The sequence below is a fragment of the Actinophytocola sp. genome (assembly GCF_036555685.1).
Taxonomy (GTDB): domain Bacteria; phylum Actinomycetota; class Actinomycetes; order Mycobacteriales; family Pseudonocardiaceae; genus Actinophytocola.
The window spans coordinates 1-16514 of sequence record NZ_DATBKY010000041.1; the positions used below are offsets into that span (position 1 = coordinate 1).

The window sequence follows — 16514 nt, forward strand, 5'->3', positions numbered from 1 at the left end:
TGGTCGCCGCCGGCGCCCACGCCGCGGCGCTGGCCGCCGGGCCGCGGACGTTCTACACCGCGCCGATCAAGGCGCTGGTGAGCGAGAAGTTCTTCGACCTGTGCGCGATCTTCGGCACCGCCAACGTCGGCATGATGACCGGCGACGCCGCCGTGAACTCGGAGGCGCCGATCGTCTGCTGCACGGCCGAGGTGCTGGCCAACATCGCCCTGCGGGACGGTCCCGACTCGGACGTGCGGCAGGTCGTGATGGACGAGTTCCACTTCTACGCCGACCCGGACCGCGGCTGGGCCTGGCAGGTGCCGCTGATCGAGCTGCCGAAGGCGCAGTTCCTGCTCATGTCCGCGACGCTCGGCGACGTCAGCCGGTTCGAGCGGGACCTGACCCGGCGCACCGGCCGGGAGACGGCGACCGTCCGCAGCGCCGTCCGCCCGGTGCCGCTGTTCTACTCGTACCGGCTGACTCCGCTGCACGAGACGATCGAGGACCTGCTCTACACCAAGCAGGCCCCGGTATACGTGGTGCACTTCACCCAGGCGGCCGCCGTCGAGCGGGCGTCGGCGCTGATGAGCATCAACGTCTCCACCAGGGCGGAGAAGGACGCGATCGCCGCCGAGATCGGCAACTTCCGGTTCACCACCGGCTTCGGCCGCAACCTGTCCCGGTTCGTCCGGCACGGGATCGGCGTGCACCACGCCGGGATGCTGCCCAAGTATCGCCGGCTGGTGGAGCGGCTCGCCCAGGCCGGCCTGCTCAAGGTCGTCTGCGGCACCGACACGCTCGGCGTCGGGGTCAACGTTCCGATCCGGACGGTGCTGTTCACCGCACTGTCCAAGTACGACGGTCAGAAGGTGCGGCTGCTCAAGGCCCGCGAGTTCCACCAGATCGCCGGCCGCGCGGGCCGGGCCGGCTACGACACGGTCGGCAACGTGGTCGTGCAGGCTCCCGAGCACGTCATCGAGAACGAGAAGGCGCTCGCGAAGGCCGGCGACGACCCGAAGAAGCGGCGCAAGGTGGTGCGCAAGAAGCCGCCGGAGGGCTCGATCGGCTGGGGCGAGCCGACCTTCCAGCGCCTGGTCGAGGCCGAGCCCGAGCCGCTGACGTCGAGCTTCACCGTCAACCACGCGATGCTGCTGAACGTGATCGGCCGTCCCGGCGACGCGTTCGCCGCGATGCGTCACCTGCTGGAGGACAACCACGAGGACCGGCCAGTCCAGCGCAGGCTGATCCGCCGGGCCATCGCGATCTATCGGGCGCTGCTGGCCGCCGGCGTCGTGGAGAAGCTGGCCGAGCCCGACGAGCAGGGCCGCACGATCCGGCTGACCGTCGACCTGCAGCTGGACTTCGCGCTCAACCAGCCGCTGTCCCCGCTCGCGCTCGGCGCCATCGACCTGCTCGACCGCGAGGACCCCGCCTACCCGCTGGACGTCCTGTCGGTCATTGAGTCCACTTTGGAGGACCCACGGCAGGTGCTGTCCGCGCAGCAGTTCAAGGCCCGCGGCGAGGCCGTGGCCGCGATGAAGGCCGAGGGCATCGAGTACGACGAGCGCATGGCGCTCCTGGAGGACGTCTCCCACCCCAAGCCGCTCGCGGAGCTGCTGCACGCCGCGTACGAGACCTACCGGCGTGGCCACCCGTGGGTCGCGGACTACCGGCTCTCCCCCAAGTCCGTGGCGCGCGACATGTACGAGCGGGCGATGACGTTCGTCGAGTACGTCGCCTTCTACCAGCTCGCTCGCGGCGAGGGCCTCGTGCTGCGCTACCTCGCGGACGCGTACAAGGCGCTGCGCCAGACCGTGCCGGAGGAGGCGAAGACCGAGGAGCTCGCCGACCTCACCGAGTGGCTGGGTGAGCTGGTGCGCCAGGTCGACTCGAGCCTGCTCGACGAGTGGGAGAAGCTGACGAACCCGGACGCCGAACCGGAGTCCACTTCGGACGACCAGGCGCCCGCGGTCACCACGAACACGCGGGCGTTCCGGGTACTGGTGCGCAACGCCCTGTTCCACCGCGTGCAGCTCGCCGCCCGCCAGGACTACGACGCGCTCGGTGCGCTGGACGCCGAGTCCGGCTGGGACGCCGACGCGTGGGCGGACGCGATCGAGCCGTACTTCGACCTGCACGAGGAGATCCGCACCGGCTCGGACGCGCGCGGGCCGCGTTTCCTCGTCATCGAGCAGGAACCCGAACGCTGGCTCGTCCGCCAGATCTTCGACGACCCCGCCGGCGACCACGACTGGGGCTTCACCGCGGAGATCGACCTGGCGGGCTCCGACGAGCAGGGCAGCGCCGCGGTGGTGATCACCGCCGCGGGTCAGCTCTGAGGAGTCAGTTCCGCGCGTGCTCGGTGAACCAGCCGACGGCGAGCTCGGCGACCTGGCCCAGCGCGCCCGGTTCCTCGAACAGGTGGCTCGCGCCAGGCACGACGGCGAGCTCGGTCCGGCAGCGCATCCGTTCTCGCGCCTGGACGTTGAGCTCCAGCACCTGCTCGTCGCGTCCGCCCACGATCAGCAGGGTGGGCGCGTCCACGGCGGCCAGCCCGTCGCCCGCGAGGTCGGGCCGCCCGCCCCGGGAGACCACCGCGGACACCTTCACGTCCGGTGCCGCGGCCGCCCGCAGGGCCGCCGCCGCACCCGTACTCGCGCCGAACAGGCCGATCGGCAGCCCGGCGAGCCGTGGGTCGTCCCGCACGAGCGCGACCGTCGCGCGCAGCCGGGACGCCAGCCGGTCGATGTCGAACACGTTCGCCCGGTCGCCGGCCTCGGTCGCGTCGAGGAGGTCGACGAGCACGGTGCCGAACCCGGCTTCGTGCAGCGTCGCGGCGACCGACCGGTTGCGCGGGCTGCGCCGCCCGCTGCCGCTGCCGTGCGCGAAGACCACCATGCCCGCCGGCCGCGGTGGCACGATCAGGTCGCCGGGCAGGTGGCCGGCGACGACGACCTGTTCATCGATGCGTTGCGCGTCCTCAGTGGACCGCCCGGCGGGTTGGGCCGCCGCGGCGAGCAGGTCGCGCACCTCCTCGTCACCGACCTGCCGGAAGTCGTCGTACCACTGCCCCACCGCGAGGAAGCGGCGCGGCGTCATGCCGCACACGACGTCGTCGGCTATCTCACGCAGGCGCGCCACCGTGTCGGCGGGCGCGACCGGGACCACGAGCACGATCCGCCGCGCGCCGAGCCGGCGCGTCACGCGGATCGCGGCGACGACCGTGGCGCCGGTGGCGATGCCGTCGTCGACGACGATCACCGTGCGCCCCTCTAGGCTCGGCCGCGGACCCGGCCGAAGCGTGGTGGCCCGCCGCTCGATCTCCGCGCGCTCGCGTGCGATCTGCTCGTCGAGATCCGGCCAGGACAGCCCCAGCTCGGCCAGCACGGCCTCGTTCCGGACGGTCACGCCGTCCTCGCCGACGGCGCCGACCGCGAGTTCCGGGCGCTGCGGCGCGCCGATCTTGCGCACGAGCACGATGTCGAGCGGGGCGTCGAGCGCGGCCGCGATCTCGGCGGCGACGGGCACGCCGCCGCGCGGAAGGCCGACCACGACGGGGTTCGCCGCGCGGAGATCAGTCAGGTGCTCGCCGAGCCTGCGGCCGGCGTCCACCCGATCCCGGAAGCGCATGACGTCACCTCCACGTTTCAGTGTCCCCCGTGGCACCCGGCGGCTAAACCCCTCGGTTTCCTTGCCGGTCACGACGGCGATCACTAGAATCGAACCTATGAGCGATATCTGCTCGTGCCCGTACTGCGGGCGCCCGGCCGTCGGCGACGACGCCGAAGACGTGGACCACACCGAGGCCGCACCCGACGACGCGTACTCCCGCGAGGCCAACCTGACGCCGGTGAGCCGCCGCCGCGAGGCCGCGAGCCTCCGTTAGGGCTTGCGCGCCTCGACCAGGTCGTCGAAGTCGCGGGCCACTACGGCTGCTCCTCGAGCCAGGTGCCGACCAGGTAGGCCTCGATGGAGTCCGGGCGGTCACGACCCTCGGCCCGGTGCACGGCGAGCAGGTCGAGCACCTCGTCGCGGGTGAACCAGCGGGCCTCGAGCAGCTCGTCGTGGTCGACGGCCACCGCGTCGGACTCGGCGACCGCCCGGAAGCCGACCATCAGCCCGGATGGGAACGGCCACGCCTGGGACGCCTGGTAGCGCACGGACGAGACGGGCACGCCGGCCTCCTCCACCAGCTCGCGGCGTACGGCGTCCTCGAGGCTCTCGCCGATCTCGACGAAGCCGGCGAGCGTGGAGTAGGCGTTGGGCGCGGCGCCCCGGTGCCGGGCGAGCAGCACGCGGCGGGGCGCGGCGGGTGCCTCGACGAGCATGATCACCGCGGGCTCGATGCGGGGGAACAGCAGCCGCTCGCACGTGCGGCAGAAGCGCTGATGACCGGCGTGGCGGATCTCGGTGGGCGTGCCGCAGGCGCCGCAGAAGCGCTGGTTGCGGGCCCAGTGCAGCATCCCCCGCGCGTAGGCGAGGGTGGCCGCGTCCTCGGCGTCGAGCGTCCGGAACAACGCGCGCACGTCGGTGACGGCATCCGCCTCCGCGGCGCGCAGTGCCGCCGACTCGTCCAAATCGGACAGGTCGACGGCGAACACGCCCGCCTCGCCGTCCGTGCCGAGAAAGACCGCGTCGGGCCCGGCCTCGACCGTGACGGGCCGCCCGTGTGCGGTGAGGCAGGCGTCGCGACGGAAGGCCAGGGCGCGCGTGCCCGGGCGCGCCCGCACGCGGGCCACCCAGTCCGGATCACCGCGGCGGGCCCCGGCGCGATCGAGCTGCAACCCGTTGTAAGGCAAGGTGTCGTTAGCTCGCACGCGTGCAACCCTAGGCTCATGGAGATCGACCCGAACTGTGCCGTCGCCCACGGGCAGGGGGACGCCATCGCGCACGGCTACGAGAGCGCCACGCCCGAGACACGCACGCTGGTGGCGGTGTTCGCCTCGCCGGTGGCGCACTTCCTCATCCGCTACGGCCGGGACCTCGGCTACCACACCACGCTGGTGGAACCGGAACGCGGTCGCGTGACGAACGACGAGAACGCGGAGACGACCGTCCTGACCGCCCTCCCGCCGAGCATCGACGGCGACACGGACGTCATCGTCACCGACCACCACCGGCCTGAGCTGGGCGTCTTCCTGCGGGACGCGCTGGCACTCGACGTGCGGTGGGTCGGCATCATGGGCAGCCCCCGGCATCCGGGACCGCACCTCTCCGCGCTCAAGGAGCTCGGGGTGGCGGACGAGGACATCGCCCGGGTGCACCGGCCGATCGGGTTGAACATCGGGTCGCGGACGCCGGCGGAGATCGCCATCGCGACCCTGGCGGGGTTGATCGCGGACCGGAACGGCAAGCCGGGCGGGTTCGACTTCTGACCTGTCGACAGCCCTCGGTCGCTCGCGGCGATCTTGTCGGGCGTCGCCCCTGCGCTGGATTCTCGGGGGCCGGAGCCGTCGTCGATCTTGCTCTTGGTGCGTCCTCGCTGGTGAGACCGCTCGTGGAGTTGGCCAAGCGGACGCGGCCGGAGGATGGCCTTCGCCTTGCTCGTCACAGCTTGTTGCCTGTACTTGGGTGGCGAGGTAACTTGCTAAGCGCTTGCTTACCTACCCCCCACGTTGGAGGAACAGCACTGTGGCCCACTCCCGTGTCGCGATCGTGACCGGTGCCGCTCGGGGCATCGGGGCGGCGGTCGCCCAGCGACTTGCGCAGGACGGAAACGCCGTCGGCGTCGTCGATCTCGACGAAGGGTCCTGCGCCGCCACCGTCGAGGCGATCACGAACAAGGGCGGCCAGGCGATCGGGATCGGCGCCGATGTCACCGATGCCGCGGCCGTGCAGCAGGCCGTCGAGAGGGTGGCGGGCGAGCTCGGGGCGCCCACCATCCTCGTCAACAACGCCGGGATCACACGCGACAACCTGCTGTTCAAGATGACCGAGACTGACTGGGACTCGGTCCTCGGCGTGCACCTGCGCGGCGCCTTCCTCATGAGCCGCGAGGTCCAGAAACACCAGACCGAGCAGGGCTGGGGCCGCATCGTCAACCTCTCCAGCACCTCCGCCCTCGGCAACCGCGGGCAGGCCAACTACTCCGCCGCCAAGGCCGGCATGCAAGGGTTCACCAAGACGCTCGCCATCGAGCTCGGCAAGTTCGGGGTGACCGCCAACGCGATCGCGCCGGGGTTCATCGAGACCGAGATGACCGCGGCCACCGCGAAGCGGCTGGAGATCGACTTCGAGGACATGAAGAAGGCCGCCGCGGCCGCCACCCCGGTGCAGCGCGTCGGCCAGCCGGGCGACATCGCCGCGCTGGTCTCCTTCCTCGCGGGCGAGGAGTCCGGCTTCATCTCCGGCCAGGTGATCTACGTGGCCGGCGGACCCAGGGACTGAGGACATGCGCACCTTCGCGAACCTCGACGAGCTCGCCGGCGCCAAGGGCGAGCTCCTCGGCACCGGCGACTGGCTCGAGATCACCCAGGACCGGATCGACCAGTTCGCCGACGCCACCGGTGACCACCAGTGGATCCACGTCGACGCGGACAAGGCCAAGGCCGGGCCGTTCGGCACCACGATCGCCCACGGGTACCTGACGCTGAGCCTGATCCCCATGCTGGGCAAGCAGATCTACTCGGTCGACGGCATCAAGATGGGCATCAACTACGGCCTCGGCAAGGTCCGCTTCCCGTCCGTCGTGCCGGTCGGGTCGCGGGTGCGGGCCAACGTCGAGCTGGTCGACATCGTCGACAAGGCGCAGGGCAAGCAGGTGACCGTCCGGACGACGATCGAGATCGAGGGTGGCGAAAAACCCGCCTGCGTCGCCGAGTCGATTGCGTTGTACGTGCCGTGACCCCCGACCGGCTGCGCGAGCTGACACGCGAGTTCCTGGCCGCCAACGATCCGTCCGCCATGGACCGGATGGACTTCCTGCGGGCACGCTTCGACGCGGGCCTCGCCTGGGTGCACTTCCCCGAGGGGCTGGGCGGGCTCGGCCTCGCCCGGGAGATGCAGAACGTCGTCGAGGCCGAGCTCGCCGGCACGCCCGACAACGACCCGCGCCGGATCGGCATCGGGCTCGGCATGGCCGCTCCGACGATCCTCGCCTTCGGCACCGGCGAACTGAAGAAGCGCCTCATGCGTCCACTGTGGACCGGCGAGGAAGTGTGGTGCCAGCTGTTCTCCGAGCCGGGCGCCGGCTCCGACCTCGCCGCGGCGGGCACGCGGGCGGTGCGCGACACCAAGGACGGCGTGGACGGCTGGCGGGTCACCGGCCAGAAGGTGTGGACCTCCAGCGCGCACACCGCGAAGTGGGCGATCCTGCTCGCCCGCACCGACCCGGACCTGCCCAAGCACGCCGGCCTGTCCTACTTCGTCCTCGACATGACCCAGCCGGGCGTCGAGGTGCGGCCGTTGCGCCAGATCACCGGCGAGGCCGAGTTCAACGAAGTGTTCATGACCGACGCGTGGATCCCGGACACCGACCGGCTCGGCGAGGTCGGCGAGGGCTGGAAGGTCGCGCAGACCACGCTGATGAACGAGCGCGTCGCGATCGGCGGCCGGCCGACGCCGCCCGAGGGCGGCATGATCGGCACGGTCGCGAACACGTGGCGGGAGCACCCCGAGGTGCGCACGCCGGAAATGCACGACCGGCTGCTCGACCTGTGGGTCCAGTCGGAGGCGTTCCGGCTGGCCGGAATCCGGCTGCGCCAGCAGCTCGCGGTCGGCTCCCCCGGCCCGGAGGGCTCGGCCATGAAGCTCGCGTTCGCGCGGCTCGCGCAGCAGCTGTCCGGCCTCGAGCTCGAGATGCTCGGCGAGGAGGGCCTGCGCTACGACGACTGGACGCTGCGCCGGCCGGACATGGTCGACTTCACCGGGCGCGAGGCCGGCTACCGGTACCTGCGGGCGAAGGGGAACTCGATCGAGGGTGGCACCTCCGAGGTGCTGCGCAACATCATCGCCGAGCGCGTGCTCGGGCTGCCCGCCGAGACGCGGGTCGACACCAAGGTCGCCTGGAAGGACCTGCCGCGGTGAGTGCTCCAGTGAACCTGCTCTACACCGACATCGAGGATCAGCTCCGCGCGAGCGTGCGGGACCTGCTGACCGACCGCGCGCAGCCGGCGTCCATCCTGGCCCGCTGCGAGACCGACAAGCCGTACGACCTGGACCTGTGGCGCACGCTCACCGGTGAGCTCGGCGCCGGCTCGCTGCACGTGCCCGAGGAGCTCGGCGGTCAGGGCGCGTCCACGCGCGAGATGGCCGTGGTGATGGAGGAGCTCGGCCGCTCGGTCGCGCCGGTGCCGTTCCTCGGCAGCGCGGTGCTGGCCACGACCGCGCTGCTCGGCGTCGAGGCGACCGACGCGGTGCGCGAGCTGCTCGACGCGCTCGGCGCCGGCCGCTCGGTCGGCGCGCTCGCGGTCTCGCTCGGCACGGCCCCGGCCGGACCGTTCCCGTCCACTGTGGAGTACGACGGCGACACGCTGCGCGGCTCGGTCCGCTCGGTCGGCGACGCGCTCGCCGCGGACGTGCTGGTCGTGCCGGCTACCGGACCGGAGGGCCCACGGCTGTTCTCGGTGCCGGTCGGTCAGGCGGGGGTCACCGTGGCACCGGTGGTGTCGCTCGACCTCACCCGCCCGGTCGCGGACGTCTCGTTCGACGGCGCCACCGCCACCGCGCTCCCGGGTGTTGCGGAACCCGCGCTGGACGGTGCACTGTGGACGGCCGCCGCGCTGCTGGCGTCCGAGGAGGTCGGCGTGACCGACTGGTGCCTGACGACCACGGTGGCCTACCTCAAGGAGCGCCACCAGTTCGGCCGGCCGGTCGGCTCGTTCCAGGCGCTCAAGCACCGGCTCGCCGACCTGTTCCAGGAGCTCGCGCTGGCCCGTGCCGCGGCCCGGGCGGCGGCCGCCACGCCGGGCACGTCCGACGAGGCGCGGCTCGCCGCGAGCCTCGCGAACTCGCTGTGCTCGACGGTCGCGGTGCACGCGGCGGAGGAATGCGTGCAGCTGCACGGCGGCATCGGCATGACGTGGGAGCACCCGGCGCACCTGTACCTCAAGCGCGCCAAGGCCGACCAGCTCGCGCTCGGCACGCCGGGCCGGCACCGCCGGCTGCTCGCCCCGCTCGCGAACCTGCCGGCGTGACCCAGCTGCCGATCCCGGACGAGCTGTGGCCGGACATCCGGCCGGCGGCGGCGCGCCGGCTGATGGCCGCGGCGGTCGAGTCGTTCGCCGAGCGCGGCTATCACGCGACGACGACCCGGGACATCGCGACCGCGGCCGGGATGAGTCCCGCGGCGCTGTACGTGCACTTCCCGGCGAAGTCGTCGGTGCTGTTCGCGATCAGCCGCAGCGGTCACGAGCGAACGCTCGCGATGGTCGAGTCGATCGTGTCCGCCGACCCCGATCCGGTCGTCACGATGCGCGCGCTGGTGGAGAAGTTCGTCGCCTGGCACGCGAAGCGGCACGTCGTCGCCCGGGTGGTGCAGCACGAGCTGCACGCGCTGCCGCCCGCCGACTACGAGCTGGTCGCGGACCTGCGGCGGCGCACCGAGCGGCTCGTCCGGGAGGTGATCACACGCGGCGTCGAGCAGGGCGCGTTCGCGGTGCCCGACGTGCGGACGGCGGCGCGGGCGGTGCTGTCGCTGGGCATCGACGTCGCCCGCTGGTACACCCCGGTCAGCAAGCCGACGCCGGCGATGCTCGGCCGGCAGTACGCCGATCTCGTGCTGAGCATGCTCGGCCACCGGGGATAACAGGGAACAGGACAGTCCGTTCGTCGGTGCCGCGAGTGATCTACGTCATGCTTCGCTGGCCCCATGAGGGCCGTGTCGCGCACGTTCAGCGTTGTTGCCGGAACCGCCGCCGTCATGCTCGCCGCACCGGCGCTCGCCTGGGCGACCCCACCGCCCGCCCTGCCGGCGAACTTCACCGCCGCGGACGGCAAGTGGCAGCCGGCCTTCGACTACGACGGCGATGGCTGCTACCCCACCCCCGCGATCGGCCCGGACGGCACGCTGAACCCGGGCCTGAACCCGTCCGGCGCGCTGAACGGCAACTGCCACGACCGGTCGGACCTGGACAACACCAACTCGTACTCGCGGTCCACGTGCAACAACGGCTGGTGCGCGTACCTCTACGACCTGTACTTCGAAAAGGACCAGGCGGTCGCGGGCTGGGACCCGTTCGGCCACCGGCACGACATCGAGCACGTCGTGGTGTGGGTCAACGGCGACGCGGCCAAGTACGTGTCGGTGTCCCGGCACGGCGACTACGACACCTACCCCAGCTCGCAGGTCGGCTTCCAGGGCACGCACGCGAAGGTCGTCTACCACAAGGACGGCGCGACGACGCACTGCTTCCGGCTCGCCGGTATGAACGAGCAGCCGGAGAACGACTACGGCACGTGGCAGTACCCGGACCTGGTGAGCTGGGGCGGCTACCCGGCCGGCATCCGGGCCAAGCTGACCTCCGCCGACTTCGGCGAGGCGAGCCTGGGCATCAAGGACAGCGCGTTCGCGAACAACCTCGCCGAGGCCAAGCCGTCCGGCATCCCGTTCAACCCGAACGCGTGACCGCCTCTCCGAAGTCGACCCTTGTGGTCACCTTGGCCTGATGCCCTCCAGGTCCGCACGCACGTGTGGCTGGATGCGTCCCGTTCCCCTTGGGTGCGGTTGCGAGGCATTACATTTGCGTTCGTGGACGTTGAGGCGGAGCGGCTGGTCGCGGCCATTGATGTCGGCGGCACCTCGATCAAGGCCGCGCTGGTCGCCGAGGACCTGCGCGTCGTGCACGCCCACCGCACCCCGACCCCAAGGGTGGACGGCAGCGTGGACGTCGGGCAGATCGCCGCGCTGATCGAGGAGCTGCGGACGACCGCCGGTGCCGCCGTGGTGTGCGGGGTGGGGGTCGCGGCGCCGGGGATCATCGACGAGGAGCACGGCATCGCGCGGGCCGCGGTCAACCTCGGCTGGCGCGAGCTGCCGCTGCGCGCGCTGCTGTCCGAGGCCGCCGGCATGCCGGTCGCGCTCGGCCACGACGTGCGGACCGGCGGGCTCGCCGAGTTCACCGTCGGCGCGGCGACCGGGGTGCGCAACGCGATGTTCATGCCGATCGGCACGGGCATCGCGGCGGCCGTGCTGGTCGACGGCCACCGGCTGGACGCGGACGGCTACGCGGGCGAGATCGGCCACGTCGTCGTCGATCCACAAGGGACTATTTGTGGCTGTGGCGTCCGCGGCTGTCTGGAGACCGTCGCCTCCGCCATGCACATCGCGCGCCGCTACGGCGAGGTGAGTGGCAAGCCGGTGACCCGGGCCGCGGACGTCGCCGAGGCGGTACGGGCCGGCGACCCGCATGCGGTGGCCGTGTGGGACCGCGCGATCGAGGGGCTCGCCGCCGCGCTGACGATCGCGAGCACGCTGTTCGCCCCGGAGATCGTGGCGATCGGCGGCGGTCTCGCGGAGTCCGGCGACACGCTGCTGGCCCCGCTACGGGAGGCGCTGGTCGGGCGGACGACCTTCCAGCGGGTGCCGAAGATCGTGCCGGCCTCGCTGGGCGACAACGCGGGCTGCATCGGGTCGGCGATCATGGCCTGGAAGACCGTCACGTGATCCTGACCGTCACGCTGAACGCGGCGCTCGACGTCACCTACCACGTGCCGGCCCTGGTGCCCGGCGCCACGCATCGCGCGTCGCCGACCGGCACGCGGGCCGGGGGCAAGGGGGTCAACGTGGCCCGGGTGCTGCACGCGCTCGGCCACGACGTGCAGGCCACCGGGTTCGCCGGCGGCGACACCGGCGCGGCGATCCGGGCCGACCTCGCCGCGTCCGGGATCCGGGAGGCGTTCGTCGAGCCGTCCGCGGCGGCCCGCCGGACGGTGACCGTCGTGTCCGAACAGGACGGTACGGCGACGGCGTTCAACGAGCCCGGACCTCGCTTGTCCATCGAGGACTGGACCTGGTTCGTGGGCCGGTACCACGAGCTGGCCTCGCGCGCGGACGTCGTGGTGCTGTCCGGCAGCCTGCCGCCCGGACTGCCCGACCACGCCTACGCGCAGTTGCTCGGGGCGACGCCCGTGCCGGCGATCCTGGACACCTCGGGCGCGCCGCTGCTCGAGGGCGCCGCCGCGCGGCCGCACGTCGTGAAGCCCAACGCCGACGAGCTGGCCGTCACCGGCGAGGCCGACCCGCTCGCGGCGGCGCGGCGGCTGCGCTCCGCCGGTGCCGGCGCGGTGGTCGCCTCCCGGGGTGCGGACGGCCTGGTCGCGGTCACCGGAGAGGGCTGCTGGCGCGCGGCCGCGCCGGAACCGCTGCACGGCAACCCGACCGGCGCGGGCGACGCCTGCGTGGCCGCGCTCGCGGGTGGAGTCGCGGCCGGCGCGCCGTGGCCGGCCGTGCTCGCGGACGCGGTCGCGCTGTCGGCCGCCGCGGTGGCTCGCCCGCTGGCCGGTGACGTGGACACGACGACCTACCGGCGGCTGGTGCGTCTGGTTTCGGTGGAGGAACTCGATGCTGACCTCGACCGCTGAGATCGTCGGCGCCGCGGCCGACGCCGGCCGCGGGGTGGGCGCGTTCAACGTCATCCAGCTCGAGCACGCGTCGGCACTCGTCGCCGGCGCGGAGTCGGCCGGGACGCCGGTGGTGTTGCAGATCAGCGAGAACGCGGTGCGCTACCACGGTTCGCTGGAGCCGCTGGCCCTCGCCACGCTGGCGGTGGCACGGGCCTCGTCGGTGCCGGTGGCGGTGCACCTGGACCACGCGACGGACGTGTCGCTCGTGCACGAGGCGGTGCGGCTGGGGTTCGGCTCGGTCATGTACGACGCGTCCACGATGTCCTATGCGGACAATGTGGCGTCTACTTCGGACGTTGTGGCACGCTGCCATGCGGCGGGCGTCTACGTGGAGGCGGAGCTGGGCGAGGTGGGCGGCAAGGACGGCGTGCACGCGCCGGGCGCGCGGACGGATCCCGCGGACGCCCGGGCCTACGTGGCGTCGACGGGCATCGACGCGCTGGCGGTGGCCGTAGGCACGTCACACGCGATGCTGACCCGCGACGCGGCGATCGACCTGGACCTGATCGCCCGCCTGCACGAGACGGTGCCGGTCCCGCTGGTACTGCACGGCTCCTCGGGTGTCCCCGACGCGGACCTCACCCGCGCGGTGCGGGCCGGCATGACAAAGATCAACATCGCGACGCAGCTGAACAAGACGTTCACGGCCGCGGTCCGCGGGTACCTCGCCGCACACCCGGACGTGGTGGACACCCGCAAGTACCTGGCCGCCGCCCGAACCGCGGTGACCGCGGAGGTGGCCCGGCTGCTGGGCGTGCTCGGGGCGTGACAACGGCGCCATCCGCGGCCCGAAGTTGTCCACAGGCCCCGACGGAACGCCTTGACCAGCCCATTTCCCGATAGAATGGACCTGAGGGGGTGCCCCCGGAGCGGGTGGGGCCGCGATCCACGGGGCCGCGTCTGACGGCCCGTTCTCGGCGGTTAGAAGTTCCATCTCGCCGGCAGGTCCGCGCCGCAGACCGCGCAGATGAAGTCGCCGTCCTTGACCAGGTTGCGTTCGCCGCACGCGGGGCAGCGCCGAAAGATCACCGGGTCCGTGAACTCGCCCGGGTGCGGCACGCCCGCGCGTTCGAGTGCGGCGGCGACGGCGGGCCACGAGTCCGGGTCCGGGCAGTAGCCCGTCGACTGGTTGCTGACCTCGCGCACCGTCCACCCGCCGCCGTCACGGCCGAAGGCGATCTCACCGGCGCTCAGCACCTCCCTGCCGGCGGCGCAGGCCACGTGCTCGCTGCGGCGCGGCGCCAGGCGCAGGACGCCCAGGAGGTCGACGACGAACGTGAACGGCTCCGTCGCCTCGGCGCCGTGCGCGGTCAACCACGACGCCAGGTCAGCCGGTGTCGTGATAGGGCGTCCTGCGGTGTCCGGGCGCACCGAGGCCAGCACCTCGTCCGGGCCGATGTAGCGGTACACGCGCGGCACGGTAGCGGATTGGCGCTTATATGCTTTCTCATCTATATTGACGGCATGGCATCTATATTCGAGGTGCTGGCCGAGCCCCGCCGCCGGGAGATTCTCGACATCCTTCGCGGCGGCGAGCGGCCGGTCGGTGACCTGGTCGAGCGGCTCGCGCTGACCCAGCCCACGGTGTCCAAGCACCTTCGCGTGCTGCGCGGCGCCGGCTTGGTGGAGGTGCGGCAGGACGCGCAGCGCCGCCTGTACCGCCTGCGCCTGGAGCCGCTCACCGAGATCGACGCGTGGCTGGCGCCCTACCGTCGCATGTGGACGGACTCCCTGGATGCCCTGGAACGGCACCTCGACGAGATGGAGGACCAGTGACCGAACGAGCGACCCTGCAGACGATCGACGGGAAGCCCGTGCTGCGCTTCGAGCGGCGGCTGCGCCACTCCCCCGCCAAGGTCTGGCGCGCCGTCAGTGAACCGGCCGAGATGGCCCACTGGTTCCCCGCGAAGGTCGAGACCGAGTTGCGGCCCGGCGCGCCGATGCGGTTCGTCTTCCCGGACGAAGCTCCGGTGGACGACGGCGGGGACGGCGAGGTGCTCGAGGTCGACCCGGAGAAGGTCTACATGTTCCGCTGGAACGCCGACGTGCTGCGCATCGAGCTGGTCCCGGACGGCGACGGCTGCCTGCTGGTGTTCACCCACACCATCGGCGGCGGTCCGACCGGGCGGCTCGGTGCCGGCCGGACCGCGGCCGGGTGGGACCAGTGCCTCGAACAGCTCGTGGCCCGGCTCGGCGGGACCGTGGCCGAACCCCGGACCGACTGGCTCACGCCGATGTCCGGCTATATCAAGGAGTTCGGTCTCGACGAGGGCACCGTCCACGAGACCGGCGACGGCTGGGAGCTACGCTTCGCGCGCGATCTCGTGTGGAAGCCGCCCGCCGACGTGTGGGCGCTGATCGTCGAGGATGCCGCTCCCGGGCCCGGCGGCGAGCCGCCGCTGCGCGCCACCAACGGGTACGTGCCCCCCGGGCGGCTCACCGAGGTCGACGAGCCACGCGTACTGGAGTACGAGTGGCTGCACGGCGGCACGCCCGCCGGCACCGTGCGCTGGGAGATCGTCTCCGACGAGAAGCTCGGCGTGCGCGTCGAGCTCACGCAGACCGTCCCGGCGCGGCTGGCCGACGTGCGCGCGACCGCGCTCGGCGCCTGGCACGTGCAGCTCGAGCTGTTCTTCGGCGCCATCCACGGCGAGATCCGCCCGTGGCCGGCGGACCGCGCCGAGGAGCTCGCGAAGGAGTACGCCGACCGCCTCTAGACGGCCGCGATCGCCTCCCGCCACAGGGCCAGGCCCTCGTCGACCTGGTCGGCGGTGACCACCAGCGGCGGGATCATCCGGACCACGTTGCCGGCCGCGCCGCAGGTCAGCAGCAGCAGCCCGGCGGCCGCGGCGGCCTGCTGCACGCGGGCGGCCGTGGCCGCGTCCGGCTCGCCGTCGCGGTCGACGAACTCGTTGCCCAGCATCAGGCCCAGGCCGCGGACATCGCCGATGGCCGGCACGTCCGCCGCGACCTTGGCGAGGCCCTCGCGCAGCCGCGCGCCCATCTTGTCGGCGTTCTCGACCAGGCCCTCGGACTGCACGACGTCGAGCGTGGCGAGCGCCGCCGCACACGCGACCGCGTTGCCGCCGTACGTCCCGCCCTGCGAGCCCGGCCACGCCTTGGCCATGAGGTCGCGCGGCGCGGCGATCGCCGACAGCGGGAAGCCGCTCGCCAGGCCCTTCGCCGTGATGAGCACGTCAGGCCGCACGCCGAAGTGCTGGTGGCCCCAGAACTTCCCGGTCCGCCCGAAGCCGGTCTGCACCTCGTCGATGACGAGCAGGATGCCGTGCCGGTCGGCGCGCTCGCGCAGACCCTGCAGGAACTCGGTGTTCGCCGGCACGTAACCACCCTCGCCGAGCACCGGCTCGACGAAGAACGCCGCGGTCTCCGCGGGCGAGGAGATCGTGGCCAGCACGTAGTCGAGCTCGCGCAGCGCGAACCGGGTCGCCTCCTGCTCCGACCAGCCGTACCGGTAGGCGGTGGGGAATGGCGCGACGGTGACACCGGCCATCAGCGGCGCGAAGCCGGCGCGGAACTTGGTCGCGGACGTCGTCATCGAGGCGGCGCCGATCGTGCGCCCGTGGAAGGAGCCGTGGAAGACCACGACGTTCGCGCGGCCGGTCGAATGGCGCGCCAGCCGCAGCGCCGCCTCGACGGCCTCGCTGCCGGAGTTGACGTAGAACATCGTGTCGAGGCCCTCGGGGAGGACCGCGCCCAGCCGCTCGGACAGGGTCAGCAGCGGCCGGTGCATGACCGTCGTGTACTGGCCGTGGATCAGCTTGGCCGCCTGCTCCTGGACCGCCCTGACGACCTTTGGGTGGCAGTGGCCGGTGCTCGTCACGCCGATGCCCGCGGTGAAGTCGAGATACCGGCGCCCGTCCTCGCCGTAGAGGTACACGCCCTCACCGCGTTCGGCGAGCACGGGCGTCGCCTGCTTGAGAATCGGGGACAGCTCAGCCATCAGCACTCCT

Annotated in this window: 18 protein-coding genes; 14 read left to right on the top strand and 4 right to left on the bottom strand. The window is 72.4% G+C overall.

All coding sequences use genetic code 11. The features are described 5' to 3' along the window. Positions 1 to 2321 (top strand): DEAD/DEAH box helicase (locus VH969_RS04065; protein WP_331970555.1); only part of this gene is annotated, 2321 nt, incomplete at its 5' end. A 4-nt stretch (positions 2322 to 2325) separates the two neighbouring features. On the opposite strand, the gene VH969_RS04070 is transcribed toward VH969_RS04065, so the two are convergent. Then, on the bottom strand, positions 2326 to 3612 hold the full coding sequence (locus VH969_RS04070) for an alpha/beta family hydrolase (protein WP_331970557.1): 1287 nt from the start codon (positions 3610 to 3612) through the stop codon (positions 2326 to 2328). Between the two features lie 97 nt (positions 3613 to 3709). On the opposite strand from VH969_RS04070, the gene VH969_RS04075 reads away from it, so the two are divergent. Continuing rightward, on the top strand, positions 3710 to 3868 hold the full coding sequence (locus VH969_RS04075; RefSeq protein ID WP_331970559.1) for a hypothetical protein: 159 nt from the start codon (positions 3710 to 3712) through the stop codon (positions 3866 to 3868). Positions 3869 to 3908: 40 nt separating this feature from the next. Here VH969_RS04075 and nudC read toward each other — a convergent pair whose 3' ends face one another. Next, positions 3909 to 4799: an NAD(+) diphosphatase gene (gene nudC / locus VH969_RS04080; protein WP_331970562.1), complete on the bottom strand. Its 891-nt coding sequence runs from the start codon at positions 4797 to 4799 to the stop codon at positions 3909 to 3911. 18 nt (positions 4800 to 4817) lie between these two features. Here nudC and VH969_RS04085 point away from each other — a divergent pair, with 18 nt between their 5' ends. From VH969_RS04085 to VH969_RS04130, 10 genes are all read left to right on the top strand, one after another. Next, entirely contained in the window at positions 4818 to 5357 is a 540-nt protein-coding gene (locus VH969_RS04085; RefSeq protein ID WP_331970565.1) for an XdhC family protein, read from the top strand. 256 nt (positions 5358 to 5613) lie between these two features. Further along, positions 5614 to 6369 (top strand): 3-oxoacyl-ACP reductase FabG, encoded by a 756-nt coding sequence (gene fabG, locus VH969_RS04090; RefSeq protein ID WP_331970568.1) that lies wholly within the window; start codon positions 5614 to 5616, stop codon positions 6367 to 6369. A 4-nt stretch (positions 6370 to 6373) separates the two neighbouring features. Next, on the top strand, positions 6374 to 6826 hold the full coding sequence (locus VH969_RS04095) for a MaoC family dehydratase (protein WP_331970570.1): 453 nt from the start codon (positions 6374 to 6376) through the stop codon (positions 6824 to 6826). Then, positions 6823 to 8007: an acyl-CoA dehydrogenase family protein gene (locus tag VH969_RS04100; protein ID WP_527249145.1), complete on the top strand. Its 1185-nt coding sequence runs from the start codon at positions 6823 to 6825 to the stop codon at positions 8005 to 8007. The genes VH969_RS04095 and VH969_RS04100 overlap by 4 nt, the downstream gene beginning before the upstream one ends. Next, positions 8004 to 9116, top strand: a complete 1113-nt coding sequence (locus tag VH969_RS04105; protein ID WP_331970573.1) for an acyl-CoA dehydrogenase family protein — start codon at positions 8004 to 8006, stop codon at positions 9114 to 9116. The genes VH969_RS04100 and VH969_RS04105 overlap by 4 nt, the downstream gene beginning before the upstream one ends. Positions 9117 to 9178: 62 nt before the next feature. Then, a complete protein-coding gene (locus tag VH969_RS04110) occupies positions 9179 to 9727 on the top strand; it encodes a TetR/AcrR family transcriptional regulator (protein ID WP_331970841.1) in 549 nt (182 codons plus the stop codon). A gap of 63 nt (positions 9728 to 9790) precedes the next feature. Continuing rightward, on the top strand, positions 9791 to 10546 hold the full coding sequence (locus VH969_RS04115) for an NPP1 family protein (RefSeq protein ID WP_331970575.1): 756 nt from the start codon (positions 9791 to 9793) through the stop codon (positions 10544 to 10546). A gap of 123 nt (positions 10547 to 10669) precedes the next feature. Further along, positions 10670 to 11584 carry an ROK family protein gene (locus tag VH969_RS04120; protein WP_331970578.1) on the top strand — a complete coding sequence of 305 codons (915 nt, stop codon included), beginning with the start codon at positions 10670 to 10672 and terminating at the stop codon, positions 11582 to 11584. Further along, the gene (locus tag VH969_RS04125) at positions 11581 to 12501 is read left to right on the top strand and encodes a 1-phosphofructokinase family hexose kinase (RefSeq protein ID WP_331970580.1); all 921 of its coding nucleotides are present in this window, start codon (positions 11581 to 11583) and stop codon (positions 12499 to 12501) included. The genes VH969_RS04120 and VH969_RS04125 overlap by 4 nt, the downstream gene beginning before the upstream one ends. Further along, positions 12482 to 13312 (top strand): class II fructose-bisphosphate aldolase, encoded by an 831-nt coding sequence (locus VH969_RS04130; protein WP_331970583.1) that lies wholly within the window; start codon positions 12482 to 12484, stop codon positions 13310 to 13312. The genes VH969_RS04125 and VH969_RS04130 overlap by 20 nt, the downstream gene beginning before the upstream one ends. 152 nt (positions 13313 to 13464) lie before the next feature. On the opposite strand, the gene VH969_RS04135 is transcribed toward VH969_RS04130, so the two are convergent. Then, complete coding sequence (locus VH969_RS04135) at positions 13465 to 13953, bottom strand: TFIIB-type zinc ribbon-containing protein (protein WP_331970585.1); 489 nt, start codon at positions 13951 to 13953, stop codon at positions 13465 to 13467. Between the two features lie 54 nt (positions 13954 to 14007). Here VH969_RS04135 and VH969_RS04140 point away from each other — a divergent pair, with 54 nt between their 5' ends. Both VH969_RS04140 and VH969_RS04145 read left to right on the top strand, forming a co-directional pair. Beyond that, the gene (locus VH969_RS04140; protein ID WP_331970588.1) at positions 14008 to 14319 is read left to right on the top strand and encodes an ArsR/SmtB family transcription factor; all 312 of its coding nucleotides are present in this window, start codon (positions 14008 to 14010) and stop codon (positions 14317 to 14319) included. Continuing rightward, positions 14316 to 15260: an SRPBCC family protein gene (locus tag VH969_RS04145; protein ID WP_331970591.1), complete on the top strand. Its 945-nt coding sequence runs from the start codon at positions 14316 to 14318 to the stop codon at positions 15258 to 15260. Before VH969_RS04140 ends, VH969_RS04145 begins: the two co-directional genes overlap by 4 nt. Here the strand turns inward: VH969_RS04145 and VH969_RS04150 are convergent. Continuing rightward, entirely contained in the window at positions 15257 to 16504 is a 1248-nt protein-coding gene (locus VH969_RS04150) for an aspartate aminotransferase family protein (protein ID WP_331970594.1), read from the bottom strand. The genes VH969_RS04145 and VH969_RS04150 overlap by 4 nt on opposite strands. Positions 16505 to 16514 lie beyond the last annotated feature (10 nt).

Bases quoted from the DNA above. Each gene is read 5' to 3' on its own strand.
- VH969_RS04140 (WP_331970588.1), top strand. From the start codon at position 14,008: ATGGCATCTATATTCGAGGTGCTGGCCGAGCCCCGCCGCCGGGAGATT.
- VH969_RS04075 (WP_331970559.1), top strand. From the start codon at position 3,710: ATGAGCGATATCTGCTCGTGCCCGTACTGCGGGCGCCCGGCCGTCGGC.
- VH969_RS04085 (WP_331970565.1), top strand. From the start codon at position 4,818: ATGGAGATCGACCCGAACTGTGCCGTCGCCCACGGGCAGGGGGACGCC.
- VH969_RS04150 (WP_331970594.1), bottom strand. From the start codon at position 16,504: ATGGCTGAGCTGTCCCCGATTCTCAAGCAGGCGACGCCCGTGCTCGCC.
- VH969_RS04110 (WP_331970841.1), top strand. From the start codon at position 9,179: ATGGCCGCGGCGGTCGAGTCGTTCGCCGAGCGCGGCTATCACGCGACG.
- VH969_RS04115 (WP_331970575.1), top strand. From the start codon at position 9,791: ATGAGGGCCGTGTCGCGCACGTTCAGCGTTGTTGCCGGAACCGCCGCC.
- VH969_RS04130 (WP_331970583.1), top strand. From the start codon at position 12,482: ATGCTGACCTCGACCGCTGAGATCGTCGGCGCCGCGGCCGACGCCGGC.
- VH969_RS04095 (WP_331970570.1), top strand. From the start codon at position 6,374: ATGCGCACCTTCGCGAACCTCGACGAGCTCGCCGGCGCCAAGGGCGAG.
- VH969_RS04070 (WP_331970557.1), bottom strand. From the start codon at position 3,612: ATGCGCTTCCGGGATCGGGTGGACGCCGGCCGCAGGCTCGGCGAGCAC.